This window comes from Marivita sp. S6314 (assembly GCF_023015985.1).
In the GTDB taxonomy this organism is placed as follows: domain Bacteria; phylum Pseudomonadota; class Alphaproteobacteria; order Rhodobacterales; family Rhodobacteraceae; genus Marivita.
Map to the genome: position 1 here is coordinate 339,196 of NZ_JALKAO010000003.1, position 25,467 is coordinate 364,662.

General features: G+C 59.2%; 31 protein-coding genes. 14 read left to right on the forward strand and 17 right to left on the reverse strand.

Annotation, left to right across the window (positions count from 1 at the left end; translation table 11 throughout):
- Positions 1–138: 138 nt before the first annotated feature.
- Positions 139–1,107, reverse strand: coding sequence for a thioredoxin-disulfide reductase (gene trxB, locus MWU54_RS10250; protein WP_247082890.1), 969 nt, complete (start codon positions 1,105–1,107; stop codon positions 139–141).
- Positions 1,108–1,313: 206 nt separating this feature from the next.
- Between trxB and MWU54_RS10255 the strand changes: the two genes are divergently transcribed.
- On the forward strand, positions 1,314–1,814 hold the full coding sequence (locus MWU54_RS10255) for an Lrp/AsnC family transcriptional regulator (RefSeq protein WP_247082892.1): 501 nt from the start codon (positions 1,314–1,316) through the stop codon (positions 1,812–1,814).
- Between the two features lie 3 nt (positions 1,815–1,817).
- Here the strand turns inward: MWU54_RS10255 and MWU54_RS10260 are convergent, their stop codons facing one another.
- The 5 genes from MWU54_RS10260 to lgt form a co-directional block, all read right to left on the reverse strand.
- Positions 1,818–2,597, reverse strand: a complete 780-nt coding sequence (locus MWU54_RS10260; RefSeq protein WP_247082894.1) for a Hint domain-containing protein — start codon at positions 2,595–2,597, stop codon at positions 1,818–1,820.
- Between the two features lie 237 nt (positions 2,598–2,834).
- Complete coding sequence (locus MWU54_RS10265; protein ID WP_247082896.1) at positions 2,835–2,987, reverse strand: hypothetical protein; 153 nt, start codon at positions 2,985–2,987, stop codon at positions 2,835–2,837.
- A gap of 144 nt (positions 2,988–3,131) precedes the next feature.
- Entirely contained in the window at positions 3,132–3,887 is a 756-nt protein-coding gene (gene pgeF / locus MWU54_RS10270; protein WP_247082898.1) for a peptidoglycan editing factor PgeF, read from the reverse strand.
- Entirely contained in the window at positions 3,877–4,959 is a 1,083-nt protein-coding gene (locus MWU54_RS10275; RefSeq protein ID WP_247082900.1) for an SAM-dependent methyltransferase, read from the reverse strand. The genes pgeF and MWU54_RS10275 overlap by 11 nt, the downstream gene beginning before the upstream one ends.
- Positions 4,956–5,840, reverse strand: coding sequence for a prolipoprotein diacylglyceryl transferase (lgt, locus tag MWU54_RS10280; RefSeq protein ID WP_247082902.1), 885 nt, complete (start codon positions 5,838–5,840; stop codon positions 4,956–4,958). Before lgt ends, MWU54_RS10275 begins: the two co-directional genes overlap by 4 nt.
- A 93-nt stretch (positions 5,841–5,933) precedes the next feature.
- On the opposite strand from lgt, the gene MWU54_RS10285 reads away from it, so the two are divergent.
- Positions 5,934–6,179, forward strand: a complete 246-nt coding sequence (locus tag MWU54_RS10285) for an accessory factor UbiK family protein (protein ID WP_247082904.1) — start codon at positions 5,934–5,936, stop codon at positions 6,177–6,179.
- 5 nt (positions 6,180–6,184) lie between these two features.
- Here the strand turns inward: MWU54_RS10285 and MWU54_RS10290 are convergent, their stop codons facing one another.
- Positions 6,185–7,636: an aldo/keto reductase gene (locus MWU54_RS10290; protein ID WP_247082906.1), complete on the reverse strand. Its 1,452-nt coding sequence runs from the start codon at positions 7,634–7,636 to the stop codon at positions 6,185–6,187.
- Between the two features lie 123 nt (positions 7,637–7,759).
- On the opposite strand from MWU54_RS10290, the gene MWU54_RS10295 reads away from it, so the two are divergent.
- From MWU54_RS10295 to MWU54_RS10325, 7 genes are read left to right on the forward strand one after another with little or no spacing between them, the layout of a single operon-like run.
- The gene (locus tag MWU54_RS10295; RefSeq protein ID WP_247082908.1) at positions 7,760–8,134 is read left to right on the forward strand and encodes a TIGR04076 family protein; all 375 of its coding nucleotides are present in this window, start codon (positions 7,760–7,762) and stop codon (positions 8,132–8,134) included.
- Positions 8,131–9,210 carry an aldo/keto reductase gene (locus tag MWU54_RS10300; RefSeq protein WP_247082910.1) on the forward strand — a complete coding sequence of 360 codons (1,080 nt, stop codon included), beginning with the start codon at positions 8,131–8,133 and terminating at the stop codon, positions 9,208–9,210. Before MWU54_RS10295 ends, MWU54_RS10300 begins: the two co-directional genes overlap by 4 nt.
- Complete coding sequence (locus MWU54_RS10305; RefSeq protein WP_247082912.1) at positions 9,203–9,973, forward strand: ABC transporter ATP-binding protein; 771 nt, start codon at positions 9,203–9,205, stop codon at positions 9,971–9,973. The genes MWU54_RS10300 and MWU54_RS10305 overlap by 8 nt, the downstream gene beginning before the upstream one ends.
- Positions 9,970–10,695: an ABC transporter ATP-binding protein gene (locus MWU54_RS10310; RefSeq protein ID WP_247082914.1), complete on the forward strand. Its 726-nt coding sequence runs from the start codon at positions 9,970–9,972 to the stop codon at positions 10,693–10,695. The genes MWU54_RS10305 and MWU54_RS10310 overlap by 4 nt, the downstream gene beginning before the upstream one ends.
- Positions 10,692–11,606, forward strand: coding sequence for a branched-chain amino acid ABC transporter permease (locus tag MWU54_RS10315; protein WP_247082916.1), 915 nt, complete (start codon positions 10,692–10,694; stop codon positions 11,604–11,606). Before MWU54_RS10310 ends, MWU54_RS10315 begins: the two co-directional genes overlap by 4 nt.
- Positions 11,603–12,553: a branched-chain amino acid ABC transporter permease gene (locus tag MWU54_RS10320; RefSeq protein WP_247082918.1), complete on the forward strand. Its 951-nt coding sequence runs from the start codon at positions 11,603–11,605 to the stop codon at positions 12,551–12,553. Before MWU54_RS10315 ends, MWU54_RS10320 begins: the two co-directional genes overlap by 4 nt.
- A gap of 16 nt (positions 12,554–12,569) precedes the next feature.
- Entirely contained in the window at positions 12,570–13,832 is a 1,263-nt protein-coding gene (locus MWU54_RS10325; protein ID WP_247082919.1) for an ABC transporter substrate-binding protein, read from the forward strand.
- Between the two features lie 370 nt (positions 13,833–14,202).
- Here MWU54_RS10325 and MWU54_RS10330 read toward each other — a convergent pair whose 3' ends face one another.
- From MWU54_RS10330 to MWU54_RS10370, 9 genes are all read right to left on the reverse strand, one after another.
- Complete coding sequence (locus tag MWU54_RS10330; protein ID WP_247082921.1) at positions 14,203–14,595, reverse strand: hypothetical protein; 393 nt, start codon at positions 14,593–14,595, stop codon at positions 14,203–14,205.
- The gene (locus MWU54_RS10335) at positions 14,592–14,990 is read right to left on the reverse strand and encodes a helix-turn-helix domain-containing protein (RefSeq protein ID WP_247082923.1); all 399 of its coding nucleotides are present in this window, start codon (positions 14,988–14,990) and stop codon (positions 14,592–14,594) included. The genes MWU54_RS10330 and MWU54_RS10335 overlap by 4 nt, the downstream gene beginning before the upstream one ends.
- Positions 14,991–15,135: 145 nt before the next feature.
- Entirely contained in the window at positions 15,136–16,062 is a 927-nt protein-coding gene (locus MWU54_RS10340; protein ID WP_247082925.1) for a phage protease, read from the reverse strand.
- A 1-nt stretch (position 16,063) separates the two neighbouring features.
- Positions 16,064–16,495, reverse strand: a complete 432-nt coding sequence (locus MWU54_RS10345) for an autotransporter adhesin family protein (RefSeq protein WP_247082927.1) — start codon at positions 16,493–16,495, stop codon at positions 16,064–16,066.
- Between the two features lie 22 nt (positions 16,496–16,517).
- Positions 16,518–17,414, reverse strand: coding sequence for a Mu-like prophage major head subunit gpT family protein (locus tag MWU54_RS10350; RefSeq protein WP_247082929.1), 897 nt, complete (start codon positions 17,412–17,414; stop codon positions 16,518–16,520).
- 320 nt (positions 17,415–17,734) lie between these two features.
- Complete coding sequence (locus tag MWU54_RS10355; protein ID WP_247082937.1) at positions 17,735–18,145, reverse strand: regulatory protein GemA; 411 nt, start codon at positions 18,143–18,145, stop codon at positions 17,735–17,737.
- Positions 18,142–18,450, reverse strand: a complete 309-nt coding sequence (locus MWU54_RS10360) for a hypothetical protein (protein ID WP_247082939.1) — start codon at positions 18,448–18,450, stop codon at positions 18,142–18,144. The genes MWU54_RS10355 and MWU54_RS10360 overlap by 4 nt, the downstream gene beginning before the upstream one ends.
- Complete coding sequence (locus MWU54_RS10365) at positions 18,450–19,208, reverse strand: AAA family ATPase (RefSeq protein WP_247082941.1); 759 nt, start codon at positions 19,206–19,208, stop codon at positions 18,450–18,452. Before MWU54_RS10365 ends, MWU54_RS10360 begins: the two co-directional genes overlap by 1 nt.
- A 41-nt stretch (positions 19,209–19,249) precedes the next feature.
- A complete protein-coding gene (locus MWU54_RS10370) occupies positions 19,250–21,322 on the reverse strand; it encodes a transposase family protein (protein WP_247082942.1) in 2,073 nt (690 codons plus the stop codon).
- Between the two features lie 266 nt (positions 21,323–21,588).
- On the opposite strand from MWU54_RS10370, the gene MWU54_RS10375 reads away from it, so the two are divergent.
- The 5 genes from MWU54_RS10375 (at position 21,589) to MWU54_RS10395 (ending at position 25,177) form a co-directional block, all read left to right on the forward strand.
- Entirely contained in the window at positions 21,589–22,104 is a 516-nt protein-coding gene (locus tag MWU54_RS10375) for a helix-turn-helix domain-containing protein (protein ID WP_247082944.1), read from the forward strand.
- A gap of 445 nt (positions 22,105–22,549) precedes the next feature.
- Entirely contained in the window at positions 22,550–23,050 is a 501-nt protein-coding gene (locus tag MWU54_RS10380; protein ID WP_247082946.1) for a YbjN domain-containing protein, read from the forward strand.
- Positions 23,051–23,083: 33 nt separating this feature from the next.
- Entirely contained in the window at positions 23,084–23,899 is an 816-nt protein-coding gene (gene proC / locus MWU54_RS10385) for a pyrroline-5-carboxylate reductase (RefSeq protein WP_247082954.1), read from the forward strand.
- Positions 23,892–24,230, forward strand: a complete 339-nt coding sequence (locus MWU54_RS10390) for a tRNA-binding protein (protein ID WP_247082956.1) — start codon at positions 23,892–23,894, stop codon at positions 24,228–24,230. Before proC ends, MWU54_RS10390 begins: the two co-directional genes overlap by 8 nt.
- Complete coding sequence (locus MWU54_RS10395) at positions 24,224–25,177, forward strand: D-glycerate dehydrogenase (RefSeq protein ID WP_247082958.1); 954 nt, start codon at positions 24,224–24,226, stop codon at positions 25,175–25,177. Before MWU54_RS10390 ends, MWU54_RS10395 begins: the two co-directional genes overlap by 7 nt.
- Here the strand turns inward: MWU54_RS10395 and MWU54_RS10400 are convergent.
- Positions 25,174–25,428: a hypothetical protein gene (locus MWU54_RS10400; protein WP_247082960.1), complete on the reverse strand. Its 255-nt coding sequence runs from the start codon at positions 25,426–25,428 to the stop codon at positions 25,174–25,176. The genes MWU54_RS10395 and MWU54_RS10400 overlap by 4 nt on opposite strands.
- Between the last annotated feature and the right edge of the window lie 39 nt (positions 25,429–25,467).

Here is a 25,467-nt window from a genome sequence, read left to right on the forward strand (position 1 = left end):
CAATTTATGTTCACGCGTGAACAAATTGCATAGAATGTTTGTTCACGAAAGAACAAACATCTTCATGCCGCTGACTTCGCTAGGTTTTGTGTCTTTTTTGCCCGTGCACGGATGCGCACAGGCAGCGTGGCCGCTTTTCTATTCGGCAGCAACCGCTTCGGCGTTGTCTTCCTGTTCTGCAAGAAAACGCTCTGCTTCAAGCGCTGCCATACAGCCCATACCGGCGCTGGTCACGGCCTGACGGTATTTGTGATCGGTCAGATCTCCTGCCGCAAAGACACCCGGAATAGAGGTTTCGGTGCTGTCGGGCTTGGTCACCACATAGCCGCCCATATGGGTTTCCAGCGTGTCCTTTACCAGTTCATTGGCAGGCGCGTGACCAATGGCAATAAACACGCCTTTGCACCGGATATCGGTGATCTCTCCGGTCTTGGTGTGCTTGACGCGCACGCCCTCGACGCCTTTGGGCATGTCGGTCCCGTACACTTCTTCCAGTTCGTGGAACCACAGCGTTTCGATCTTGGGGTTCTTGAACAACCGGTCCTGCAGGATTTTCTCGGACCGCAATTCATCGCGGCGATGGATCAGGGTCACCTTGGAGGCGAAGTTGGTCAGGAATAGCGCTTCCTCAACGGCGGTGTTGCCGCCGCCGACAACCACGATTTCCTGCCCGCGATAAAAGAAGCCGTCACATGTGGCGCAAGCCGACACGCCAAACCCTTTGAACGCCTCTTCCGATGGCAGGCCTAACCATTTCGCCCGTGCGCCGGTGGCCAGGATGATCGCGTCCGCCGTGTAAACGGTTCCACTGTCTGAGTGTGCGGTGAACGGGCGCTTGTCGAAATCGACCGACGTGATCAGGTCGCCCACGATTTCACAGCCCATCGCGCGGGCGTGGGCTTCCATCCGGACCATCAGGTCGGGGCCCTGCACCTCGGTATCGCCGGGCCAGTTTTCAACTTCGGTGGTTGTCGTCAACTGGCCGCCCGGTTCCATGCCTTGTACAAGGATTGGCTCAAGCATCGCGCGGCTGGCATAGACGCCCGCAGTATAACCGGCCGGACCGGAGCCGATGATAAGGACCTTGGTGTGGCGTGTGTTGGACATGGGGCAGCCTCGCGTCGCGCAGTTTCTGTCGGGTTGGGTTTTGCATATAAGCGTGCGTGGAGCACTTCGCAAATGGTTGCGACAGGTCCGCGCGTCACCCTGCCGCAGCTATGATTGCGTTAATATTGTTGCGCGATGTTGAAATAATATTGCGCGCGCCTGCGTAGAAGATATAAAAATGATGAAAAATGCAGGGGTGCCCGTGGATGCCATCACATCGTTTGGATCCAATTGATCGCAAAATACTGGCAGAGCTTCAGGCGGATGGTCGGATGACCAACGTCGAATTGGCCCGTCGGGTCGGAATCTCGGCCCCGCCGTGCTTGCGCCGCGTGCGCACGCTTGAAGAACAGGGGTTCATTCGCGGCTACCACGCCGAAGTCGACCCGCGTGAGCTTGGGTTTGAAGTCCAGGTCTTTGCGATGGTCGGCCTGCAAAGCCAGGCCGAAGCCGATCTGCGTGCCTTTGAGGAACTGTGCCGGGGCTGGCCCCTGGTTCGGGAGTGTCACATGCTGAACGGCGAGGTGGATTTCATTCTAAAATGCGTGGCGCCCGATCTGAGTACCTTTCAGACCTTCCTGACGAGTGACCTGCTGACGTCCCCCAATGTCGGAAGCGTGAAAACATCGCTTGTCATTCGCGGCGCGAAAGACGAACCGGGTGTGCCGTTTGACGTATTGGAAGCCCGGTTGAGCGAGCCGGAGTAACCGTTAGGCGACGCGCAGGGTTTCGATCACGTCCCGTGTCGTGCGCGGGAAGGCAAGGTCGCCAAAGCCCTCAAGATCCTTGAGATGCTTGAACATCGACAACATCATTGACCGGACCGATGATCCGATTTCGGACGCCGACACGCGACCGGGGTGGTAGCTTTCCAGTTCATGTCCGTTTGCGCGAATGATCCCGTGGCGCCGCAGTGCAAAGTGATAGAGTTGCACAGCACCGGGAGGTGTAATCTGCAAAATGCGATCGCCATCCACATAATCAGAGGCGGGCGCAAGAACGGCTTCGCAATTCAGCAGGTCGGCAAAACGATCCTGACGCACAACAAGGCGGGCGGCAGGGCCGAGCAAGAGATCGCTCTGGTCGATGCCATCGCCCGGTAAACGGAGCAAGTACGAGAGAGAGGTGGTGTCGCTGGCGAAATTGGGCAGGTAGCTGGTGCTGCCTTTCCAGACGACCGGTTCAGGGCCGCGATGGGTTTCGACCAGATCGCCGGGGATCAGGTCTTCGACCGCGATGGGTCCCATGACCGTGGAGATAAGCGTCCCCCGCGCGAAGGCCGAAGCACAGGCTTCGAAAGTGGGGGTGGCTGGAACTGTGAACGTGGACTCGTGGATAGAGTGGTCAGAGAGAAAAGCTGCAGCCTCGATGGTGCGGGTGAGAGGAGTGTCGCGTCGAGGCTGCCCGTCAAACGTGGCAACTTGGTCTTTGGAAACGGCATAGGCGTTGAAATCGGTCCCTTGGGTCTCGATGGGAAGCGTCTGAGCCATGTGATCACCTTTCGGTTAAGTCACATCCGCGTTGGCCCCCACCAACAACACCAGAAGGACGGTGCGATTTCGTTGACCTCAAAATGGCCCGATTCGACGGGGTTCGTCAAAATTCAACAAAAATTGGCCGCGAGATCGCGGCCAATGGAAATCAAGATATTCAATTGTACCTGGGGCGTGAACATTGCCGCCATAATTGGCAGCGAATGTGGCAACTGCTGACCCAATTTGGGCGCATTACGCCTGTTTGCGCACCGGCATGTTTGTGGATTCTGCCTTGATGCGGGCAAACATCGCTTTGCGCGCCGCGCCACGCTGGAACGGAAGTGCCGGCATGTCCTCTTTCGAAGAGGCGAGGACGGAAGCGATGAATTTTGAACTGCGCGACATGTGACTGCTCCGGGATGTAGGCGTTGTTGTTTTGTTTAGCCTAATCAACCCGCAGAATCGGGCGCGTTTGTGACGGAACGTGGACAATCCCGGTGTATTCCTGTGATTGATTTGGGCAATTCCCCAATCAGGATGCCGGATGGCCTAAAGCCGGATGACCGAAATCAAACGCCCGTAATCCGCTTCGCGGGCATGGGTTGCGCGACGGTAGGAATAAAAGCGATCCGCGTCAGAATAGGTGCAATGCCGCGTCCATTCCGCAGCGATGCCCGCCGTTCTGAGCCGATGCAATCCAAAGGCAGGCAGGTCAAAATGAAACCGATCATCGGACCCGTTTGCAAAGAAGCGGGCGTTTTGCGGATCTTCGTCCAGGAACGCGTCAAGAAATTCGGGGCCAACCTCGTAGGCGCGCTGGCTGATGCTGGGTCCGATCACGGCCACGATCCCGTCGCGCGTCGCCCCAAGCGTCATCATCGCATCGACGGTGGCTTCCAACACGCCATCTAACGCCCCTTTCCACCCGGCATGGGCGGCACCGATCACACCCGCCTCTGCGTCGGCAAACAGCACCGGCTGGCAATCTGCGGTTAAAATGCCCAGCGCCACACCGGGCGTGTTTGACACCATGGCGTCAGCCCTGGGTTTTGGCGTGTCCACCGGCCCGCTGACAACGTGAACATCTGCGGAATGCGTCTGGTGCACAGTTGCCAGATGATCTTCAGGCACCTCCATCGCTTCGGCCACGCGGGCGCGATTGATGGCCACGATTTCGGACTGGTCTGAAGACCCGGTTCCGCAATTCAATCCGGCAAACACCCCGGACGAGGCCCCACCCCGCCGCGTAAAGAACCCGTGGCGAAACGGGACAAGGGTGTCGGATGTAATGATCTCAAGCGTCATGGACCAATCCGGGTGGTGGTGGTGAAGCGGGTGAATGAATCCCAAGCACTTTGAACAGGGAACCCATTTCCTCTGGGTGGGTCAACCGCCGATGTGCAGCGACATGCGACTCCAGTGCGGTCCCGCCCAATGACTTGGCCAGACCCTGCGCACGGGCGGTGATCCCAAGTCGTTCTAGAAACACACCCTGGGATGTCAGCGGCGTCACGGCGCATCCAATGGCTTGCGCCGTGTCTGCAAGAGGTTCGAAATCCACATGCGCGGTCAGATCCGCATGGCCCGGTGCTGTAAACGGGTCTGTGGGCTGATGCGCCTGCACCGCCTGGAACGTGTCGCCGACCGAACGCCAGCCGCCATAGTCAATGATCAACGCAGCACCGCCGCCATCAAGGATACGACGGGCCAGTGTGTCCATAACTGCTGTTGCATGGGCGCCAGTTTCAACCAACACACCGACATCCGTGTCGTCCAGCCGGTGATCCAATGCTTCGATCGGGGCCGCGTCGCTAAGGCCCCGGTGCAGGCTGTCGTCCTCTGTCAGTCCGACCATCACTTCGCGCCAACCATTCGGGTCGCGTTGGAATTGCCGAATAGGAAGCGCGTCGAAGAATTCGTTAGCGATGCAGAACACCGGGCCATCATCTGGCAGGCCGTCGACGGATTCGTGCCAGACCGGATCATAGCCACGCAGTGCGGTGGCCTGAAGCGCCCGCAGACGCGGGGACGCCTCGATCAGATGCAGGCGGACCGCGTCGTGAAATCCCGGCACGCCCTTGGTTGCGCGCATAACATCCGCCATCAGCGTGCCGCGCCCGGGGCCAAGTTCAGCCAGCACGCAGTTCGCGGGTTGGCCCTGATCCATCCAGCATTGCGCAAGACACAGCCCGATCATCTCTCCGAACATCTGGCTGATTTCGGGCGACGTGGTGAAATCACCTGCCGCACCAAATGCCTCTTGCGTGGTGTAGTAGCCGTGTGTGGGGTGCAGCAGGCAGGTTGCCATATATTGCGCGATTGTCAGGGGACCGGTGGTTTTGATCTGCTTGCGCAGAATGTCGGATAGTTCGGTCATGAGCGTCGCGCCGTCATCCACAAGTACGCGCCGATCAGGATCATCGGGAGCGACAAAAGCTGCCCCATCGTCAAACCGTATCCCCCGATCTGCAACGCCAGACCCAGCGGATTGCCGTCTGTCACAAACTGCGCGTCCGGTTGGCGGACAAATTCGACCAGAAACCGCGCCAAACCGTAGCCGCCGACAAACAGACCGACAATTCTGCCGGGGGCTTTCAGGGCATGACGCCGAAACGCCAGCCAGAGCAAAACAGCCCCCAGCAGCAGCCCTTCAAGAAGGGCCTCATAGATCTGGGATGGATGACGGGCGCACAGCTCTCCCAAGGCCTGGCCGCACTCCTGCGCAGCAGTGCCGGGAAAGATCACACCCCAGGGCAGGTCCGTCGGTCGCCCCCACAGTTCCGCGTTGATGAAATTCGACAAGCGCCCCAGAAACAGCCCAACCGGCGTCGCCAGTGCCATCATGTCTGCGGCGGGTCGCAAGGGAATGTTGTGGCGCAGGCAATAGATCAGCGCGGCAATCACAACGCCCAGAAACCCGCCATGAAAGGACATGCCTCCCTGCCAGATCGCAAGGATTTCGCCGGGATGGGCAAGGTAATAGGCGGGCTGGTAAAACAGGACAAAGCCAAGCCGTCCGCCAAGGATGACGCCCATGATCACCCAGGTCAAAAGCTCTTCGACCTGTTCAGGGCGCATCGGTGGGGTGTCCGCTGGCCAGAGCGCAGGACGTTTCACCGCCGCGACGGCAATGCGCCAGCCGATCAGAATGCCTGCGATATAGGCCAGCGCATACCAGCGCAGGGCGAAGTCCATCCCGAAAATCGTGATCGAAAACAGCTCGGGTGAGACATTGGGAAAGGGCAGGCCTGTCGACATGTGCGCAGATGGTCAAAGCTCTGCGGCGAAGTCAACCTTGTGCCGTGCCGGTTGGACGCCCATATAGACGTCAAGAGATGACCGGAGAACGCTATGCAAACCCGTAACAAGGTATTCGAAGATATTTCGCAGCTGATGACCAACGCCATGGGCGTGGCGCAGGGCGCGAAAGAAGAAGCCGAAACCGCCATGAAGTCCATGATGGACCGTTGGCTGGCCGACCGTGATTTCGTCACCCGCGAAGAATTCGACGCGGTGCGCGCGATGGCGCAGAAAGCCCGCGAAGAAAATGAAGCGCTCAAAGCGCGTCTGGATGCGATGGAAGCGTCCGCGAAGTAAGCGACTCAAGGTCGAATAAGGGCCTCGGCCTCGATCTCGACCTTGTAGTCCCCGATCAGCTGACCGATCTGAAACAGCGTGTTGGCCGGTTTGATCTCGCCGAACACACGGCCATGGGCCTTGGACACGGCAAGCACATCCTCGGCATCGCTCAGATACACCCGTGTGCGCACCACATCCTCCATGCCTGACCCAAGCGCGGTCAACGCGGCGCTGATCTTGTCCAGAATATAGGTCGTCTGCGCTCCCGCATCATCCGGTGCCACCGCACGGTTCAGGCCATGTGTTGCTGTGGTTCCAGATACAAACACCCGGTCCCCGATCCTGTGCGCGCGGCAATAGCCTGCAATATCTTCCCATTCACTGCCCGAAAGCACACGCCGTTCGCCGGGGCGACCCGGAACGTCCTCAACCGTCACAGCGCTGGGCATCGTATCAAGGTGGTGACTCAGGTCGCCGCTGGCGGTCAGGAAGGGGGGCTTGCGGTACTCGTCGCCACAATCGCCGGGCAGAGGTGTGGTGGCCTCGAACGCCGCGCTGAGGCGGGCGTGATCCTCTGCATCCAATTCAAACCGGAACAGTTTGAGGTTGTCTTCCGAATGCTGCGCTTCCCCCAGCCGTGCGCCAATGATGACACCCGCGACCGCCTTGTTCTCCAGAACCCAGCGTGTGGCCACGTTGGCGATGGACACGCCATGTTTCGCGGCCACGTCCGCGGCCGCATTCAAGACAGTTTGATATGCCTGCCAACCACCGGCCGTGTCGATGAAGCGCTTGTATTTCATCTTGGACCAGTCAGCGATCTGGGTCGGTTCCGGCTGGTCCAGCCACTTCTCGGACAGGAACCCGCCTTGCAAGGTGCCATAGCACAGCAGCTTGACGCCCCATTGCGCACAAACCTCTGACAGCGGTCCGGTCGCACGGCGGTCGAGCAAGGAACACGGCACCTGATTGCTGACAATCGGCACGCCATCGGCCAAAGCCAGATGCAGATGCGCGGCGTCGAAATTGGTCAGGCCGATCTCCTTGATCAGCCCGTCGTCGCGCAGCTTCGCCATCTCGTGCAGCGCATCGAGCCAGGCGGGGTGCTCAAAGCTCCACCAGTGGAATTGCAGCAGATCGACCTGATCGACACCCAGCCGATCCAACCGCTCTTGGACGCCCGCGCGCACCACATCCGCTGTCATCGGTCCCGGCACGGGGCACCATTTGGTGCAGACGGTGGCCTTGGCCCCCCGCGAAAGCAGCGCCCCGGTGATGATTTCGGAGGTGCCGTAGTGATCCGCCATATCAAACGTATCGAACCCGGCATCGGCATAGGCCGCAAGGTGATCAGCGCCAATCTCAGGATCGATCAGATCGCCGTCCTTTTCGATATCCGCCACTTGCCACAGACCCACCAACGCGCGGCGGATCGTCAGTCGGTCGCTCAGGGCGATGGTCTCGGGCTGGGTCACGGGGCGTCCTTTCTCTTGTTCTGCAATGAGTTGCCGCGATGATCCCGTTTGACAACCCTGAAAGAACCCCGCAACCATTGCGCCAACAGGGAACAACCGCGCGATCTGCGCATAAGGGGATGCATGAGCGCTGCGCAAAACGCGGATGACTTCTGGCTGTACGATTTGCTGGTCGAAACCATCGTCGGTGACCGCACGGCGGTGTGCCGCCATGTTGAAGGCGAAAGTTTCCGCGTTGAAGGCGAATTGCTGATCTTTGACCAGCAGCAGAAAGTGTCGATGTACGCTCTGGCCGCTGTGCTGCCACTTTTGCCAGCCAAACAGCGCCCCACCTCTGAACATGACTGGATGTCGACCGATGCCGAGATCGCCTGTCCTGACCCGCATTGCGGCGGGCGCTTTCGTGTGACGCGCACGGGGAAGCGGGTGTTTTCCAATGCGCAAACCACGGGTCTGCCCGACGCGCGCGACACACCCTATTGGAAGGACGCGGAATGAGCGTTGAAACCATCGACCTGCGCCCCGGCCACACGATCAGCCGTGTCATCCGCGGTGGCTGGCAACTCGCTGGCGATCATGGCCCGGTGGACCGTGCGCAAGCGATCCGGGATATGGAGGCGTTTGTCGACGCAGGGCTATTCACCTTCGACTGTGCCGATATCTATACCGGCGTCGAGGAAATGATCGGGGAGTTCATCGCCGACCTGCGCGCCCGGCGGGGGGCGTCCGTGGCCGATCGGGTCTGTGTGCATACCAAGCTGGTGCCAGACCTCACACGCCTCCACGATCTGCGCCCGGATGAGGTGACGGTCATTGTGGACCGGTCGCTCAAGAGGTTGCAGGTCGAGCAACTCGACCTTGTGCAGTTCTTCTGGTGGGACCTGTCGCTGGGCAACGCTGTGGAGAGCCTCGCGGTGCTCAAGGACCTGCAGGCGCAAGGCAAGATCAGAACGCTTGGTACCACCAATTGGGACCGTCAGAAAATGCAGCCCTTTGTGGACGCCGGGTTCGATCTCGCGTCGGCGCAGGTGCAGTACTCGGTGCTGGATCGTCGGCCCGCCAATGGGCTGACCAACTGGGCCGCGCAGACCAACATGCAGCTTATCTGCTACGGCACGCTTGCGGGTGGGTTCCTGACAGAGAAATGGCTGGGCCAGCCTGATCCGGGGTTTGCGTTTGAGAACCGCAGCCTTGTCAAATACCGCCTGATCATCGACGAGTTCGGCGACTGGGACCATTTCCAGACCCTGCTGCGCGCGCTGAACGCGGTGGGTGACAAACACGGCGTCTCGATGTCTGCCGTGGCAACCCGCTGGGTGCTGGACCAGCCGCAAGTCGCCGCCGCCATCGTTGGCGCACGCTATGCGCGGCATCTGCCGCAGACGCTGCAGACCTTTGCGTTTGCCTTGGATACAGAGGATCACGCGGCGCTGAACGCCGTTCTGGACAAAGCCAATGGTCCGAACGGTGATGTCTATTCGCTCGAAGGTGACCGGACAAGCCGCCATGGGCGGATCATGAAATACAACCTCAACACCAACCCCGACGATGCGGTGCATGGCACCCATGGCTGAGCCGATCCTGCGCATCCGTGGCCTGACACGCGACTTCGGCGATTTTCGTGCGGTCGATGATGTATCGTTGGACATCGAGGTAGGCACGATCACAGGGCTCATCGGCCCCAACGGCGCGGGCAAGACGACGCTGTTCAATGTGCTGACAGGCATGCTGCCACCAACTGCGGGGCAGGTGTTTCTGAACGGGCAGGATGTGACCGGCAAAGCGCCCGATGCTCTCTTTGCGATGGGTCTGGGCCGTACGTTTCAAATCCCGCGCCCCTTTGCCAGGATGAGCGTGTTGGAAAACGTCATGCTGGCCCCTCTCGCACAGGCAGGTGAACGCCTTTGGGGGCCATTCGTGGGTGCCGGGAAGATGCGGGATCAGGAGGCGGCCATTCGCAAGAAAGCGATGGAGGTGCTCGACTTTGTCACCCTCGCGCCCTTGGCGGATCAGGCGGCGGGGCAGATATCCGGTGGGCAGATGAAGCTCTTGGAGCTGGCCCGTATCCTGATGGGTGATCCGAAATTGATCCTGCTTGATGAACCTGCCGCCGGAGTGAACCCCACCCTGACCAACACGCTGATCGAAAAGATCGAAGAGCTGAACCGTGGCGGCAAGACCTTTGTCATCATCGAACACGACATGGATTTCGTGATGCAGCACTGTAATCCGGTCATTGCACTGGCCGAAGGACGCAAGGTGTTCGAAGGCACGGCGGAAGAGGCGCAGAACAACACGGTTTTGCTTGATGCATATCTTGGGGCGCAGGTGGCATGACGTCCTTGGTCGCCAAAGACATCGTGGCCGGGTACGTCCCGGATTTGCCGATTCTGAAGGGTGTGTCGCTGACCGCCGAAACCGCCAAGGTCACTGTTATCATCGGCCCGAACGGTGCGGGCAAATCCACACTCATCAAAGCGGTTGCCGGGCTGGTGCCTGTGTCGTCTGGCACCGTCACGCTGAACGGGACCGACATCACCAACCCCGCACCCGACAAGATGGGCGCGAAAGGCGTCGCTTACGTTCCGCAATCCGACAACATCTTCCGGTCGCTAACCATCCGCCAGAACCTCGATCTGGTGCTGCGCAACGCGGGATCTGAAGCGGCGGCGCGACGGGACGCGTTGTTTACGCAATTCCCGGCTTTGGCCGACAAACAAACCGAACGCGCGGGCGCGTTGTCCGGCGGGCAACGCCAATTCCTTGCCGTGGCGATGGCGCTGGCGATCAACCCGTCGGTGATCCTGATGGACGAGCCCTCGGCGGGATTGTCACCTAAGGCCGCGCAAGAGGTTCTGGAGTATACCCGCGCACTGACCGAGCAAGGCGTGACGATCCTTCTGGTTGAGCAAAACGTGAAACAGGCGCTGAGGATGGCGGATCATTGCTACATCCTGGCAGATGGTCAGAACCAGGTCGATGGCGCGGCACAGGCTTTGCTGGACGACCCGGTGGTGGGCCAGATCTACCTTGGCGGTAAACGGGTGGCACCAGCATGATCCAGAACATCGTTGACGGATTTCTGGTTGGCTCGATCCTGTCGCTGGGCGCGATTGGGTTGACAATGGCAATGCACATGCTGCGCTTTGCCAACTTCTCGCACGCTGAACTTCTGTCGGTCGGGGCTTATGCCGCGTTGGTGTTCGACGGTTTGTTTTCGGCGCTATTCCCGGTCATCTCGACCGCGATTGGACCGCTGAGCCTGACCTGGGCACTGACGCTGGCGACGATCCTGTCGATGGGCATCACAGGGTTGACGGCGATTGCGATCGACAAGCTGGTCTTCAAACGCGTGCGCGCCAAAGGGGGCGAGTTGTCGATGGTGTTCGCGTCATTCGGGGTCGCGATGATCATCCGCAATATTCTCGGGCTGATCTTTGGGCTGGATCCGGTGCTCTACAGCCAGGATATCGTGTTTGCCATATTGGTCAGCGCCGATCCCCTGCTTTTGGTCAAACCCGACCAAGTGTTCACGCTGATCGCCGCGGTGATCATCATGTTCATCCTGCACCTCGTGCTATCGCGCACGACCTTCGGCTATTCCTTACGCGCGGTGGCCGAGAACCCGACGCTGGCGCAGGTTTCGGGCATCAACCTGAACCGGATGATCGTCCTGATCTGGCTCATCGGCGGGGGGCTCGCGGCGGCGGCGGGTGTGTTTTACGGACTGACAAACCAGATCAACCCGGTGCTGGGGCGGGACTTGGTTTTGCCAATCTTTGCCGCGACCATCGTCGGCGGGATCGGCAGCATCTACGGCGCGGTTCTGGGCGGGTTCCTTGTCGGACTGGCGGCGAATCTGGCGCTGGTGATCCTGCCCTCGGGGTACAGCCCGGCGGTGCCGTTCCTAATCATCCTCGCAGTGCTGCTGATCCGCCCGCACGGGCTTTTCGGGGAAGAGCGCGCATGATCGGGATCATTTCCTACCTGGTCTTCTTCGCCACTGTCGCGTCGATCCTGTCGATTGCGGTGCTGGGACTGAACCTACAATGGGGGAATACGGGCCTGTTCAATGGCGGTGTGGTCGCCTTCTTCGGGGCGGGGGCTTACGGCACGCTGATCCTTGGCTCTGCACCGCAAGACGGGTTGCTGGGGGGCTTTGGCTTGCCCTATTTGCTGGCCCTTTTTGGCGGCATGGTGATTGCCGGGATTGTTGCGTGGATTGTCGGACTACTGACCCTGCGGCTCAGGCATGATTACCTCGCCATTGCGACCTTCGGCGTGGCCGTCGCATTCGAGAACCTCGTGCGCAATGCCGCGATCTTCGGGGGGGCGCAAGGCATACGCGGGTTCGAACGCCCGCTGCGCGACGTGTTTGGCAGCGGCCTTGCCTATAACGCGCTGTTCTTTGTCTTTGTGCTGATCCTTCTGATTGCCACCTACCTGTTCCTCGAACGGCTGATCGCGTCGCCCTTCGGACGCCTGCTTCGCGCGATCCGGGAGGATGAGACCGCGGCGCAGTCCCTGGGCAAATCGCCCTCGCGCGTGCGCCTGACCGCGTTCATCGCCGGATCGGTGATCATGGGCCTTGCCGGTGGACTCTACGCTACCTTCTATGCCTTCATCAGCCCGCAAGACGTGCTGCCGATCCTGACGTTCCAGATCTGGGCGATGCTGATCGTGGGTGGCGCGGGCAACAACAAGGGCGCGGTGATGGGCACGTTCCTGATCTGGGCCGCGTGGACCGCAAGCGGTTGGGCGTTGTCGCGCTTTGCCCCGCTTGACGTTCAACTTTACACCGGGTCGATCCAGTTTGTGCTGATCGGCTTCGTCATCGTGGGAATGCTGATGTGGAGACCACAGGGCCTCTTTCCGGAAAAACTGGTCGTGTCGCAATCGGCAAAGACCGGGAGATAAAACAGGGAGAAGTGACATGAACGGATTGAAGACATCGGTGCTGGCGATTGGCGCAGCACTAGGCTTTGCCAGCTTCGGGACCGAGGCGGCAGCGCAGGATTGCACCACCCGGATCGGGGCAGTGCTGCCGACATCTGTGGACTGGGGCAAGCCTATCGCGGCAACGGCGCAATACGCGGTGGATATCGCGAACGAGACCGGTGGTGTGGCGGGATGCCAGATCGAAATGGTGCTGCGCGATACGCAAGTGGACCCAAAAGTGGGCGTGGATGCGGCGAAAGCTCTGGTCGATCTCGATGGTGTTCAGTTGCTTTTGGGCGCGGTATCCTCGGGCGTGTCGATGCCCATCCTGACCTCGGTCACGGTGCCGGCAGGGGTGATGCAGATGTCCTGTTGTTCCTCCTCGACCGCGTTCACGGCGCTGTCTGAAGACGGCAAGACCAACGGTCTTTTCTACCGCACCTTCGCCACCTCGGGCGTGCAGGCGGCGGTTGGCGCGATGGTGGCGCAGGAGAAGGGCTACGAATCCGTTGCAGTCTTCTACAAGAACGACGACTGGGGTCAGGACATTGGCGGTTTGGTCGCCAGGGATCTGGAAGCGCTGGGCATCAACGTAACCGCGCAGATTGCCATCAACGACGCACAGGCGTCCTACCGTGCCGAAGTGACTGAAGCGCTGCAAACCCAGCCGCAGGCGATCTACATGGCGCTGTACCCTGACGAAGGCACGCAGGTCGTGCGCGAATGGATTTCGCTTGGCGGCACCCAAAACATGATCGCGGCGAACGCGCTGAAGTCCGAAGAGTTCAAAGAGAATGTCGGCGCCCAGTTCCTTGGCAGTTTCATCGGCACCGACACCGCGTCGCCCCGCACCGAAAGCGCTGATGCGTTTGTGGCCGCTTACACAGAACGCTTCGACGGCCCGCCCAGTGGCCCGGGGCTGGCCAACAGCTATGACGCGACGATGATCGCCCTGATGGCGATGCACGCCGCGGGTGAAGGGGCCACTGGTGCGGATATCGCCGCCAAGATTGGCGCTGTGACCGACCCGAACGGGACACCCGTGACAGCGGACGCGGCGGGCTTTGCGCAGGCGAAAGAGGTGCTCGATGGGGGTGAGACCGTGTCTTATCAGGGCGCGACCGGGAATGTGCAGTTCGACGCCAACGGTGACGTGTCCGCACCTGCCGTGATGTGGACCTTCGGCGAGAGCGGCATTGACGAGATGAAGTATATCTCGCTGACCGAGGTGAATGATTTCATGGCGTCGATGAAGTGATTTGATATCGAATTGGCTTCGCCAATCCGACGGGGGGCGCGTCTCTGACGAGACGCGCCGCTTTTTTGAGGGGCGCTGCCCCTCGGCGCTATGCGCCTCACCCCGAGATATTTTTCAAACAGTGTAGTGCAACCAATTACTCTGCAATGTAACCTTTTAATCTGCAATCGTTTCCGGAAGAGATGGGAAGTCCGGGGGCTATCCGGGATGGGTTGGCGTCGTTCGGATTGCTTGCTGGCCTTGATCGGGCCGTCGCTGCCGTATATTCCAACGCGTGTGGCGACCACGGAAACCGGGGTCCGTGACACCTCGGGCATTGCCGCCCCTGCTAGTGAATGAGGGAACTCCCGACCCTCCGCCACAACTTGCGTCACGATGACTGAGACGCTTTCCACCAATCATAAATCGCGCTTTTTCCGACACGTCTATCTGGTGGGAATGCACTTGCGACTTCGGACGCAAGCTCAAGGAAGGTCATGCGGTCGATCCGCGCTTCGATAAAGGCGCGCAGTTCCGGGTCGCTGTCGATCTTGCGCGGCCTGCCGGGGCGGTGAGTTCGGCGGTGCATTGACGTTGGTGGCGTGGACGTGAAAGGGTCTTTAATCACGTCTTTAACACCCCGTTTAAGGGTCTGTTGAACGGCCGCTTTCGCAGCGGTTACTCTATCCAAAGCGAGTTGGTAGGGGTGCACGGCAGAGCGCAAGAGGCTTTCGGCCTCGCATAGCTCGGTATAGAGCGCGTCCAGATCGTCGGCACGTGTCACAACTTTTCACCGTAGTCGCCACGGTCTTCTTTGAGGTAACCTCGAATGGTGATTTCGGACCGCCTTAGACGCCGTGCAATAACAGTCTGCGACATTCCGCGTGCGCGGAAGCACCGCGCAAGCCAAGCGGATGCCAAAGGCACTCGGCGCTGCTGTAGGTGACGAGTTTCTGCGAGACGTTCTACACCAGACGGACCTATGACCTTCACCAGTTCGGACCCGGCGCGCGGTTTGTCTGGCACGTAGAGATCGGCCCCGCCAAAAGCCAACAGGAATTCGATGCACAGTTCATAGCCAAGCGAATTGACGTAGACTTCGACATGGGCCGGGGGCTTCGGATACCGGATTGAAGGTAATTGTGCCTTGTCTGAGCCTTCGACGTTCTGGTGGATCATGGAGCTTGCCTCAGAGCGATTGTTTCTTCTCAGAACCGGGATACCCGGTGTGGATGAAGCGCCACCCGACCAAGCTCAGGAGCGGCTCAGTCGGGTGGCAGGTTGACCGTCGCAATGCTGGTAACGTCGGTCAGCCAACTGGTGATCACCATGACTTGTCCCGAAGTTGTTCAGGCGTAATTCCAAGCTGCTCAGCGACCCGCGTCACGGTGCTGTCAATGTCGATATCGAAGTCAGAGTTGTGCGGCGGTTGTCCGTCACAAAGCTCGGTCATGAGATAGCCATAGGCCGGGGCAGATTTCGAGATGAATGTATCGAACTGCGCTTCGTCCAACGTGCAAAGCTCGGTGGCCCAATCGCGCATCGCGGGCGTGATATAGCCCTTCTGGCAGGCGGTTTCGACCTTCTGTTTGATGCGGTCTCGTTTCACGGTTTCGTTTTCGTTCGAACGGGTCTTCATGAGGTCTTCGACGGCTTCGATTGGCACGTACTTCGACGGGTCGGGTTTCGCGCCCTCTTTCAAGCGCTTCTCGAAGGCATCCAGAATGGCCTCTTCGCCGTCTTCAATGGACATGCCCAGCAAAGCGGCAAGCCGTTCAAGAAGTGTCGTATCGTCTGCCATTGTGTCCTCCTGACTGGCAAGCGCGGTCAGATGCAAAGCCGGTCGATGTACCAAGCCCGCACCTTTGATTTTGAGAACCCGCCCGGTGTGCTCTTCGCACAGCATCGACGGGCTGAGATACCGATACTCGCGATGGCCGATCAACTCGCGCGCGCGTGCTGTCCAGTCCACGCGCCCCCAGATGCCGTCTGCGCGGGACGCCAGTTCCCGTATCCAACCGGCTGCGGGAACCGGACCAGACGCGCGGGCTTCGGGACGATCGTTCTGGTGTTCATAGTCAATCGCCAGATCGAGCTTTTCCTGCTCGAACAGTTTAACCAGGCGAAGCGGATCATCGACGGTGAAGTCCCGACCGTCTCTGGCCTTAGTGTGACCCGCAGGAAGCAGGTGAACCCATTTCGGCGCGCCGTCCAATTCGCGGTCACATGTGACGCTGACTGTTTTCGACATATTACGCGATCCCGGTGATGGCTTCGTCAAACCGGACCCAGACTTGGCTTCCGTCAACTTCGTCAACGAAGCCAGCCGGAGAACGCGCGCCTGTGTCATCAGTCGCTGCCACGGTTTGGTCATCCACGATGTAGCAGAGCTTACCAACGTGGCTTGTGCCGATCAGATCGGCACCGGCTGAATTGTCGAATGCAAAAATGCCGGGACGGTAGTTCACAGTCAGGTCACCGGCTTGCCCGCCAGTATTGTTGGCGCTGCTTTCGGCGCGCCCCAACCCGACAGAACCGGTTTCCGAAGCGCCCGGTTTGATGTCACCGTTCGCATCGCGCATCAGAAGCGAGCCGTTGTGAATATTCACGTTCGCGGCAACGGTGCCGGAGCGATACCAGCCCATGCGTTCCGGTGTGTTCCGGTCTTTAGTAAGTGCGGTCATGTCGATGCTCTCCGGTTGCCGATCAGGCGTCGATGTACGGTGTGACGATCAGTTCGGCGGTTTCCTTCCACGGGTTGGAACCGCCGCCGTCATTGGTTTCGGTGTTGAGGATGTGCAGCGCGTCTTCTTCCAGCGCAGGCGGAACAACCAAAACTGTGGGCGTGATACCCAGTACCCGGCCACTGTCATTGCGGTAGCTCATCATCGCCGCCCGCGCGGCGGCGTAGTTTGCGGCTGTCAGTTCGGCCTTGGACCCAAACCCAAGCTGCCAAAGGCCGTAGCCCGCGTTCACACGCGCCCGGACGCCATAGAGATAGTCGTCGTTGATAAAGACGTTGTGATCTTCCGGCTTGGTCTTGGCGGTGAACTCGTAGCTTTCGCGTTCCTGCCAGATGATCGGGCGAATACCGCGCGACGTGTCCAGCAAATACCAGCCCGGCTCAGAGCCTTCTTGCATGTTGCTCACGGTCACAACGTTGCCGTCTTTGTCTTTAGACGGGTGATCGGTGTCAAAGAAGTTCTGCCCGTCGAAGCACTCTGTTGTGAAGCCTGCCGACAGCAAGCCCATGATCAGTTCTTCCGGGTGCGTCTTTGCGAGACGGCCCATTTCGGAAAAGACCGGTTTGAAGACGCCCAGCTTGTCGTCGCTGATGTGGTCGCGCGAGACTTTGACAGTGCTTTCGAATTTGCGGTTCTGGATTTTGAACGAATGCGCCGTCAGGTTGTGAACATGACGCGGCCCGATCCATTCCCGCAGGTTCGGAAACTGGCCCAGCCAGCCATAGGTTTCTTCGCTGCCGGCACTGGATACCGACATGGCAATCTTGTCCCAGTGAACCGGTGCGGTGCTGAACGCATCGTTGTAGACGGTCTGGAAGCCTTTGAAGACCAGATCAAGGTTTTGTTCGTTGACGATCATGATGGATCACTCTCCTGAAAATCTCGGATGCCACAAAGGCGGCGGTTTCAGGACGAAAGTAGACGAAGCCGGATGGGCTAAATATCCACTAACGTTTGCGGGGTAAGTGTCATTCGAGCGGTTGCCGGACACCGCAAACTGGGAGTGCGAGGGCGCAACGCCGTCTGAGAGCGCCGTTGAATACCCATTTAATACCCGCCTCGGTCCTCCGTGACATGAGGGTGCCAAAGTGGACAACGCCACTCTACGGGCAATTCTGATGCCTCCACGCAAAAAGGCGGCGCAAAATGCGCCGCCTCTTGTTGTCGTGTCTCGCATGATCAAGCTGCCCGCGACTTCATTGCCTTGAGCGCCGTGATTACTTTGGGCGCGTTTTGAGAGCGAAGGAACCTTAGGCTGGACACTTTCCAGCACCGTTCGAGCCATTTGTTCAGCTCGTCCTCCCCGGCTTTGCCGTGCGTATACTCATGCCAGAGGACGCGGATCAGTTCGATCTGGGCGAAGCTTGCCATACCGGGTCGGTCGCCATAGTTGGCCCCCCGCGCGGTCAACGGCGTGAAGCCGCAGTATTCCATGAAGCCCATTATCGCCTCGAACCCGTCTTTATCGAGTTCCTTGGTGCTGGTGACACCGGCGATCTGGACAAGCGCCGACCGGAAGGTCTCTTCCGTCATTTCCACCTTGCCCTTGGCCGTGAAGAGGAGTTTGATTTGGTTGTTGGTAATGCTCATGTCGATGGCCCCCGATTGTGATGTAGGATCGGGTCAGTTTGTCCCGATACGGATTTGAGGTCTGTTGCAAGGTTGAAAAGGGCTTCGCTTTCGTGGTCGAGCCGTTCCATCGCGTACTCGCCCAGTTCGCACAGATCGGCGGCTTCCGTCTCTTCGAGCGTCCCGTTGCTCAGACCTTCGCGAATGACCTTGAACAGAGCCTTGGACCCACGCTGCGCGTAGTACGACCGGATCAAACGATCCCCTATGTCGTCAAACGCCTCGCGCTCCATCGCAAGGGTCAGTGATACCTTGTCAGTCGCCATTACCGGCCTCCCATCATCTTGACCGCGTGGCGCAGATGCGCGACGGCAACCGGATCACTGCCGGCCATTTGCTCAGCGCGCCGTGCTGCGATTGCCATGCTCCGCAACGTGCCTTTCGACACGCCGAATTCCGCCAGTTCGGCAACAAGCGCCTCGTCTTGCAACAGAGATTTGGCGAAGTCGGTGCATTCCGCGCGGTTCGGCCCCGGCAAGCGCACATTGTGCGTCAACCGGCTCACAAGCGGTTCGAAAGATGCCAAACGTTGCGCGCCGCCTTTGCTCATGAAGGTAGGGTTGCCCACCATCACACATCCGAACGCCGGTGCATTTTTGTTGCCAAGCCGTGCCGCGTCACCGCGATCATAGAGGCCACGGATTGTCTCAAGGACCCGCCCGCCAAGCTTCTGCGCTTCGTCAACGATCAGCACAACCTTGTCGCCGGTCGGTGTGAACGGACGCCCGGACAACAGTGTCCAGACGGCCTCTTCGGCTTCCGCACTGGACGCCGTGTCTGTGTAGTATTGCGTCAGGATCACGCGAAGGAAGGCGTTGATCTGCCCCGCCACGGTTTCGGTCGCGGTCAGAAAGACCACGCGAACGCCGTCCTCTTCAAGTTCTGCCACGATGCGTTCGAGCGCGAAGCTTTTGCCAATGCCGACGGAGCCGCGAAGAATGGCCAGACCCGCACAGTCCGCGACCTCCCGGCAAACTGCCGAGAGCATTGCTCCGACACCTGTTTCGATGTTACTGCTTTCCATGTGTGACGCCCCTTTCATGGTCACGTTGCATTATGAGAGGTTCAGCGGTTGCCGCCGCTGGCCTCTCGTTCATTGGCCTTTTTGAAGGCCAGGTATTCATCCGCTATGTCACGCGCCTCCGCTTCCTGTTGTTCGCGCCATTCTTCTTCCGAGATGGGCGCGGTCAGGAAGCCGCCCTTGTCCAAACCCCCAATCGTCCAGTTGTCCGGAGCGTTGTGTTGGACAGGCGACATATCAGCCATATCAGACAGGGTTTGTTGCACGTCGACATCGGTGTCGGCCGTCGCCTTGCGGCGCTCAATCTCAGCCCGTTGGAGACCCACCATTGCCGACTTGCGCTTTGCGCCGTTCGGATCGGTGATGCCGTATACGTCGCTCGTCAGCCAATAGGTGTTTTCGCCACGACGTAGGATCACCGGCCCGTCCGGGTCGCGATGCGGCACAAGGATCGAGACCTGCTTTTCGCCGATCATTTCCGCCAATATATCCGCCGCATACATACGGTTACCGATTTTGACGCCGCCTTGATGCACGTCGCGGCGAACTTCGCGGCTGAATACCAAATCAAACATCTTGTCGTCTTCTGGGTCGATCCGCTGCGCCTGCCAACTGGTGACCGCCGCTTTCGCTTCGAGCATGGCTTTGGGTGACAGGCCCTTGAGGTCACTGTCGCGACCCTGAGCCGTGCCATTGTATTGTGCGACGGCAGTGTGCAGGTCTTCGATCAGGCGTTCCGGACCACGGTCGTAAGGAGCTACCAATTTGCCACGCGATTGCAGGCGGGGGTTGAGAAAGCTGCCGCCATTGTAACCCGGCAAAGCGTTGACGAATTGCTTTTCTATCCTGCCGAACGCGCCTTCCAATCGCGCCTTGCCTTCGGGATGATAGGGGCGACATTTGACTAAAGACGGTCCGGCCATGTCTGCCATCGCCGCAAAGCGTGTAACTGCTTCGATCAGGAATTCATACTCGGACCCATGGTCGAGAACGAAGGTTTCCGGCATTCCGCCATATGGGCATGTCAGCACGTCATAGAGTGACAGGGCCACGTCCTGTTGTGTGATACCTTGACCGGGGCCGGTGATCACAGGCGTGGCCCAGATATAGCCGCTGGAACAGTCCATCCATGCGATCAACCACGCCTTAACCTTGACCTTGCCCTCAAGAGCGGCCTTCAAAGCGAGTTCACGATACCCGATATGCTTGGACGAAAGCGCCTCCGATATCGTTAGATCAACCGTGTGAACGTCGCCCATCAGTACTTCCATGGGGCGTTCGGTCAGACCACGTTTGACGTGGAATTCGTGCTTGTCGGTATAGGTCTTGTTGTCCGCTTCGAACGCATGAACGGCCTTCATTTCCCGGAAGCGGTTCACATACTTCGCGCTGATTTTGCAAAGCTTTTCGAGGTCTGCGCGTGGAAGCGACACGCCCGCGTCTTCGGTCAGTTCGCGCAGAATATGAGAGCAAATCTTTTCGACATTGCGGACACTGCGACCCTTGCTCAGATAGCCCCGCGCCTTTCGTTCAAGCGCGTCAGCAATCCGGATCATCTCGCCTTCCGGCAACCCGCAGTCACGATCCCAAGCACGGCTGATCAGAACCCGACGCTGGCCCTTGTCACTTCGCGCTTTTGGAATGAGCTTCGCGACGTTGGTCTCTGCCGCCGCGATCCAATCATAAAGCGTTCGCTTGGCGACCGGGGCATATTCGGCACCGACCTTGTGGAAAGGCATGGCCGCAAGCTCTTCGATCACACGTGCCCGCTCTGATGATCTGGGCGGATGCGCCAGCGCCGGGGCGATGATCCACTGCTTGTCACGCGCAATGGCTATATGCTCGGCTTCAACCGGGTGTCTAACAGGGGCTTTAAGGGCCGTTTCTGGGGTGGTTTCTGACAACCCCAAAAGGTCGCGAAGCTCGGGCGAACAGAGGTCAGGTAAGATAACCAGCGACTTGCCACCGGCACCGCCGCGTTGTCCTTCCAATTGTTGGACCGGCAACCGATGGCCGCGCCAGGGCTTGCCACCATGAGCTTTTGCAAACGCATGACGCGCGGCGCGGTCGCTGATACCTAATGCCGACGCGAATTGATCGGGCCTTACGAAGCTCACCGCGTCGCCTCAAGCTTTTCGAGAAAGGCTTTGACTAAGACACGGGCTTTGGGGCCGTCGCGTTTGCCTGCGAGAACCTGACCGACATGTTGCCGAACAAATCCGTGCTCCTCACAAAAGGCTTTCATTGATGAGCCTCGCCCAACCAGTTCCGCTCTAGCATCTTTCAATAGATCGGGTGATGGTGTACGCATGGGACGCGACGTGCTCCAAAGTGAATACGTTGTTCACAATGAACATATATGTTCACAATGGGACGGTCAACGATGAATGATGCTGACGAAGTAATTCAACTCCTCAAATCGCGTTTTGGTGTGGAAACAGACAGCGCGTTAGCGTTGCGTTTGAAGGTCAGCCGCAGCACGATAGCGAATTGGCGCAATCGGAAGAGTGTCCCTTCTCTTTACCGGCGGATTGCAGATGGTGAAGACGACACGTTCATGTTCGGCGGTGAAATGACTGATATTGAACGGGCTGCGATGCGGCTTGCGGTGCTGCGGCTTGTTCGAGACTTCGGCGACATAGCCGACGATTACAGAGCGTTTCTCACGAAGTCCCGCCAAGCTTCCGCAAGCGTTCATTTCTACTACACAAAAGCTGTGCAAGACTTGATGAATGAGATGTCTGCGCGCGGTTCAGAAAGCCCCACGGAGTGTGTCGCGCTTCTGGCCTACAACGAAGTTTTTTCCGGTGACAGCGAGAAGCCGCTACTTCCGCAAAAGGTTCCGCAATCGGTTGCCGATCTAATAAAAACAATGGGTTACAAACAAGACGACGTGTAACCAATTATTCCGCAACGCAAGTTGCCATCTCACTGAAAAACATTGATAAATCAGCCGCGTGAGGTTCCGCAATCACCCCGCGCCCATTGCGGTACAATTGGTTGCGCTTCAACAGAGACAGGGCCTGTCAGAAGGTGTGGTAGGGTTGGCGCGGTGTCGGGCGCGCGGCGGTTGGTGCGCTATCGCTGCATGTTTTTAAGATCCGGTAACGCCCCGGCCAAAAACGCGTGACTTATCCACAGTTTGTGGCACTATGCGCGCGGACCACATCAGGTGGACTTCTCCACAACTTATTGAGGTTATCCCCGAATTAGCGCTTTACCCAAAGCGTGCGGCCATGCAGCATATGTGGTAGGGGATGAGGAGTAAACCGCAGCCCCTTGAGCAGGCACCGAAGGAATGTGGTCAAAAGGCCCCCCTTCGACAGGCATAAGGAGACGGCGGTATGGCCCTGTCCGAGCAGTATCTTGAAGACGACATTCACCCCATCGATCTGGTTGAGCACATCGCCGAACACCATGATTGGGATTTTGACCGCATTGCAGAAGATCAGATCGCCATGGCCGTGGAAGGCCAGTGGCGGACCTATTCCATCACGCTGGCCTGGTCGCCCTATGACGAGACGCTTCGGCTAATTTGTACGTTTGATATGGATCCCCCGGCCGACCGGATGCCCGCGTTGTTCGAGACGCTGAACGAGGTCAATGACCAATGTTGGGCGGGCGCCTTCACCTACTGGGCCGAAGCCAAGCTGATGGTCTATCGCTATGGGTTGGTGCTTGCCGGAGGCAATGTGGCCAGCGCAGAGCAGATCGATACCATGATCAATTGTGCAGTGATGAGCGCGGAGCGGTATTATCCGGCGCTGCAGCTGGTGGTCTGGGGCAATCGCACACCGAAGGACGCGCTTCAGGTCGCCATTGCAGAGGCTTACGGCCGCGCGTAACACTGGCCCCCAACGGTTCACGTGGGGGGCATTATGCAGAATTCCGAAATCGCCAAACGCGGTCTGGTCTTGCTGGGCTGCGGAAAGATGGGGTCGGCCATGCTTGAGGGCTGGCTGGCCGGAGGGTTGCCCGCGACATCGGTTTGGATAAGCGATCCCAACCCGTCGGATTGGGTTCAGGCGCAGGGCGTTCATCTGAACGTTGCGTTGCCGGAAAACCCGGCGATTGTCCTGGTGGCGGTCAAGCCCCAGATCATGCGCGACGCCCTGCCGACCCTGGCACCTTTGGGCAACGCCGACACGCTGTTCCTGTCAGTGGCGGCCGGGATCACCATAGCAACGTTTGAGGATATGCTGGGGTCCGACACCCCAGTGATCCGGTCGATCCCGAACACACCGGCGGCCGTGAAACAGGGGATCACCGCGATCATCGGCAATGCGCGTGCCTCTGAATCGCAGATGCAGATGGCGGAAACCTTGTTGTCGGCGATCGGGCAAACCGTGCGGCTGGAGACCGAAGACCAGATGGATGCGGTCACGGGGCTGTCCGGGTCCGGTCCGGCCTATGTGTTTCACATGATCGAATGTCTGGCGGCGGCTGGCGAAGCGCAGGGATTGGCCCCTGACCTTGCCATGACACTGGCAAAAGCCACCGTTGCCGGATCAGGCGCGTTGGCGATGCAGGCCGACGAACCGCCAAGCCAATTGCGGGTCAATGTGACCAGTCCCAACGGCACGACGCAAGCCGGGCTAGAGGTGCTTATGGACAAGGATACAGGCCTTCCGCCCCTGATGGTGCAAACAATTGATGCCGCCACAAAGCGATCCAGGGAGCTGGCCAATGGCTGAGATCACGTTCGACGACTTCATGAAGGTCGATATCCGCGTCGGTACCGTGATCAAGGCCGAACCCTTTCCCGAGGCGCGCAAGCCTGCGCTCAAGCTGTGGGTCGACTATGGCGATGAGATCGGCGTCAAGAAATCTTCGGCCCAGATCACGGTGCATTATGATGCCGAAACGCTGGTGGGCAAAAAAGTGATGGGCGTTGTGAATTTCCCGCCCCGCCAGATCGGACCGTTCATGTCCGAAGCACTGGTGCTTGGCTTTGCCGATACCGATGACGCCATTGTGTTGGCTGTCCCTGACAAAGACACCCCGAACGGAGCGCGCCTGTGCTGAAGCTGCTGATCACCCGCAATCTGCCCGACACGGTCATCGCCCGGGCGCAAGACCAATTTGATGTCACCTACCGGGACAGCCCGGATGTGATGACGTTTGACGAAATGGTGCAAAGCCTGCAGGCGTTCGATCTGGTACTGCCCACGCTCGGCGATCTCTATTCTGCAGATGTGTTTAAGGCCGCAGGCGCGCCGCGGTGCAAGATGCTTGCCAATTTCGGGGTTGGGTACAATCACATCGATGTGGCCGCGGCTAATCAAGCAGGCGTGAAAGTCACCAACACTCCGGGGGCTGTCACGGACGCCACGGCGGATACAGCGTTGACGTTGATGTTGATGACCTGTCGGCGCGCCGGCGAAGGCGAACGCATGCTGCGCGCGGGACAGTGGCATGGGTGGCATCCGGTGCAGATGCTGGGCTTGCATATGACGGGCAAGACCTTGGGTGTTGTCGGCATGGGGCGCATCGGACAGGCGATTGCACAGCGCGCGCATTACGGGTTCGACATGCGGATCAAGTACGTGAACCGGTCTGCCAAAGACGTCCCGTTCCCGGCAGAGCGGGTGGACAGCCTTACTGATCTTGCCGGACAGGTGGACGTGCTGGTGGTTGCCGTGCCCGGTGGCGGGGCGACGCATCATTTGATCAACGCATCGATGTTTGACGCCATGCAATCGCATGCACATTTCATCAACATCGCGCGGGGCGATGTTGTGGACGAAGCCGCGCTGATTGATGCGCTGCAGGCGGGAAAGATCGCCGGTGCGGGGCTCGACGTCTACGAATTCGAACCGAAGGTCCCGCAAGCCCTGATCGACATGGAGAACGTCACGCTGCTTCCCCATCTGGGCACGGCTGCGCTCGAGGTGCGCGAGGATATGGGGAGGATGGCGGTCGATAACCTTGTCGCGTTTGCGCAGGGCGATCCGGTGCCAAACCCGGTTTAAACCTCTTTCGCCCCGGGTTTCGGCATCGGTGCGGCGTCTGATGCGCTGCGGTCCGGGGACCATTCGGGGTCACGCCGCTTGATGCGCTGCGACACGATGAATGCGCTGGGCCAGGCCAGAAGAAATCCGATGATTGCAGAGCCACCGATCACCCACCAGTTATAGTAGCCAAGCGTGAACGCGGTGGTGATGAGGGCACCAGTGATCAACGCGCCGCTCATGAGTGTCAGAATAATGGATAGACGGTCCATAATAAGCCTCCTTCCACCAACCAACGCGCGCTTGCGGGG

Excerpts from the sequence above, each read along its gene's own strand:
- MWU54_RS10345 (WP_247082927.1), bottom strand. The coding sequence starts at position 16,495 with ATGACCGCACTTACTAAAGACCGGAACACACCGGAACGCATGGGCTGG.
- MWU54_RS10390 (WP_247082956.1), top strand. The coding sequence starts at position 23,892 with ATGGCTGAGATCACGTTCGACGACTTCATGAAGGTCGATATCCGCGTC.
- MWU54_RS10300 (WP_247082910.1), top strand. The coding sequence starts at position 8,131 with ATGAGCGTTGAAACCATCGACCTGCGCCCCGGCCACACGATCAGCCGT.
- MWU54_RS10335 (WP_247082923.1), bottom strand. The coding sequence starts at position 14,990 with ATGATCCACCAGAACGTCGAAGGCTCAGACAAGGCACAATTACCTTCA.
- MWU54_RS10375 (WP_247082944.1), top strand. The coding sequence starts at position 21,589 with ATGAATGATGCTGACGAAGTAATTCAACTCCTCAAATCGCGTTTTGGT.
- MWU54_RS10315 (WP_247082916.1), top strand. The coding sequence starts at position 10,692 with ATGATCCAGAACATCGTTGACGGATTTCTGGTTGGCTCGATCCTGTCG.
- MWU54_RS10340 (WP_247082925.1), bottom strand. The coding sequence starts at position 16,062 with ATGTCGAAAACAGTCAGCGTCACATGTGACCGCGAATTGGACGGCGCG.
- MWU54_RS10260 (WP_247082894.1), bottom strand. The coding sequence starts at position 2,597 with ATGGCTCAGACGCTTCCCATCGAGACCCAAGGGACCGATTTCAACGCC.
- pgeF (WP_247082898.1), bottom strand. The coding sequence starts at position 3,887 with ATGACGCTTGAGATCATTACATCCGACACCCTTGTCCCGTTTCGCCAC.
- MWU54_RS10380 (WP_247082946.1), top strand. The coding sequence starts at position 22,550 with ATGGCCCTGTCCGAGCAGTATCTTGAAGACGACATTCACCCCATCGAT.
- MWU54_RS10275 (WP_247082900.1), bottom strand. The coding sequence starts at position 4,959 with ATGACCGAACTATCCGACATTCTGCGCAAGCAGATCAAAACCACCGGT.
- trxB (WP_247082890.1), bottom strand. The coding sequence starts at position 1,107 with ATGTCCAACACACGCCACACCAAGGTCCTTATCATCGGCTCCGGTCCG.
- MWU54_RS10255 (WP_247082892.1), top strand. The coding sequence starts at position 1,314 with ATGCCATCACATCGTTTGGATCCAATTGATCGCAAAATACTGGCAGAG.
- MWU54_RS10305 (WP_247082912.1), top strand. The coding sequence starts at position 9,203 with ATGGCTGAGCCGATCCTGCGCATCCGTGGCCTGACACGCGACTTCGGC.
- MWU54_RS10360 (WP_247082939.1), bottom strand. The coding sequence starts at position 18,450 with ATGGCGACTGACAAGGTATCACTGACCCTTGCGATGGAGCGCGAGGCG.
- MWU54_RS10365 (WP_247082941.1), bottom strand. The coding sequence starts at position 19,208 with ATGGAAAGCAGTAACATCGAAACAGGTGTCGGAGCAATGCTCTCGGCA.
- MWU54_RS10285 (WP_247082904.1), top strand. The coding sequence starts at position 5,934 with ATGCAAACCCGTAACAAGGTATTCGAAGATATTTCGCAGCTGATGACC.
- MWU54_RS10350 (WP_247082929.1), bottom strand. The coding sequence starts at position 17,414 with ATGATCGTCAACGAACAAAACCTTGATCTGGTCTTCAAAGGCTTCCAG.
- proC (WP_247082954.1), top strand. The coding sequence starts at position 23,084 with ATGCAGAATTCCGAAATCGCCAAACGCGGTCTGGTCTTGCTGGGCTGC.
- lgt (WP_247082902.1), bottom strand. The coding sequence starts at position 5,840 with ATGTCGACAGGCCTGCCCTTTCCCAATGTCTCACCCGAGCTGTTTTCG.
- MWU54_RS10325 (WP_247082919.1), top strand. The coding sequence starts at position 12,570 with ATGAACGGATTGAAGACATCGGTGCTGGCGATTGGCGCAGCACTAGGC.
- MWU54_RS10320 (WP_247082918.1), top strand. The coding sequence starts at position 11,603 with ATGATCGGGATCATTTCCTACCTGGTCTTCTTCGCCACTGTCGCGTCG.
- MWU54_RS10310 (WP_247082914.1), top strand. The coding sequence starts at position 9,970 with ATGACGTCCTTGGTCGCCAAAGACATCGTGGCCGGGTACGTCCCGGAT.
- MWU54_RS10355 (WP_247082937.1), bottom strand. The coding sequence starts at position 18,145 with ATGAGCATTACCAACAACCAAATCAAACTCCTCTTCACGGCCAAGGGC.
- MWU54_RS10400 (WP_247082960.1), bottom strand. The coding sequence starts at position 25,428 with ATGGACCGTCTATCCATTATTCTGACACTCATGAGCGGCGCGTTGATC.
- MWU54_RS10295 (WP_247082908.1), top strand. The coding sequence starts at position 7,760 with ATGAGCGCTGCGCAAAACGCGGATGACTTCTGGCTGTACGATTTGCTG.
- MWU54_RS10265 (WP_247082896.1), bottom strand. The coding sequence starts at position 2,987 with ATGTCGCGCAGTTCAAAATTCATCGCTTCCGTCCTCGCCTCTTCGAAA.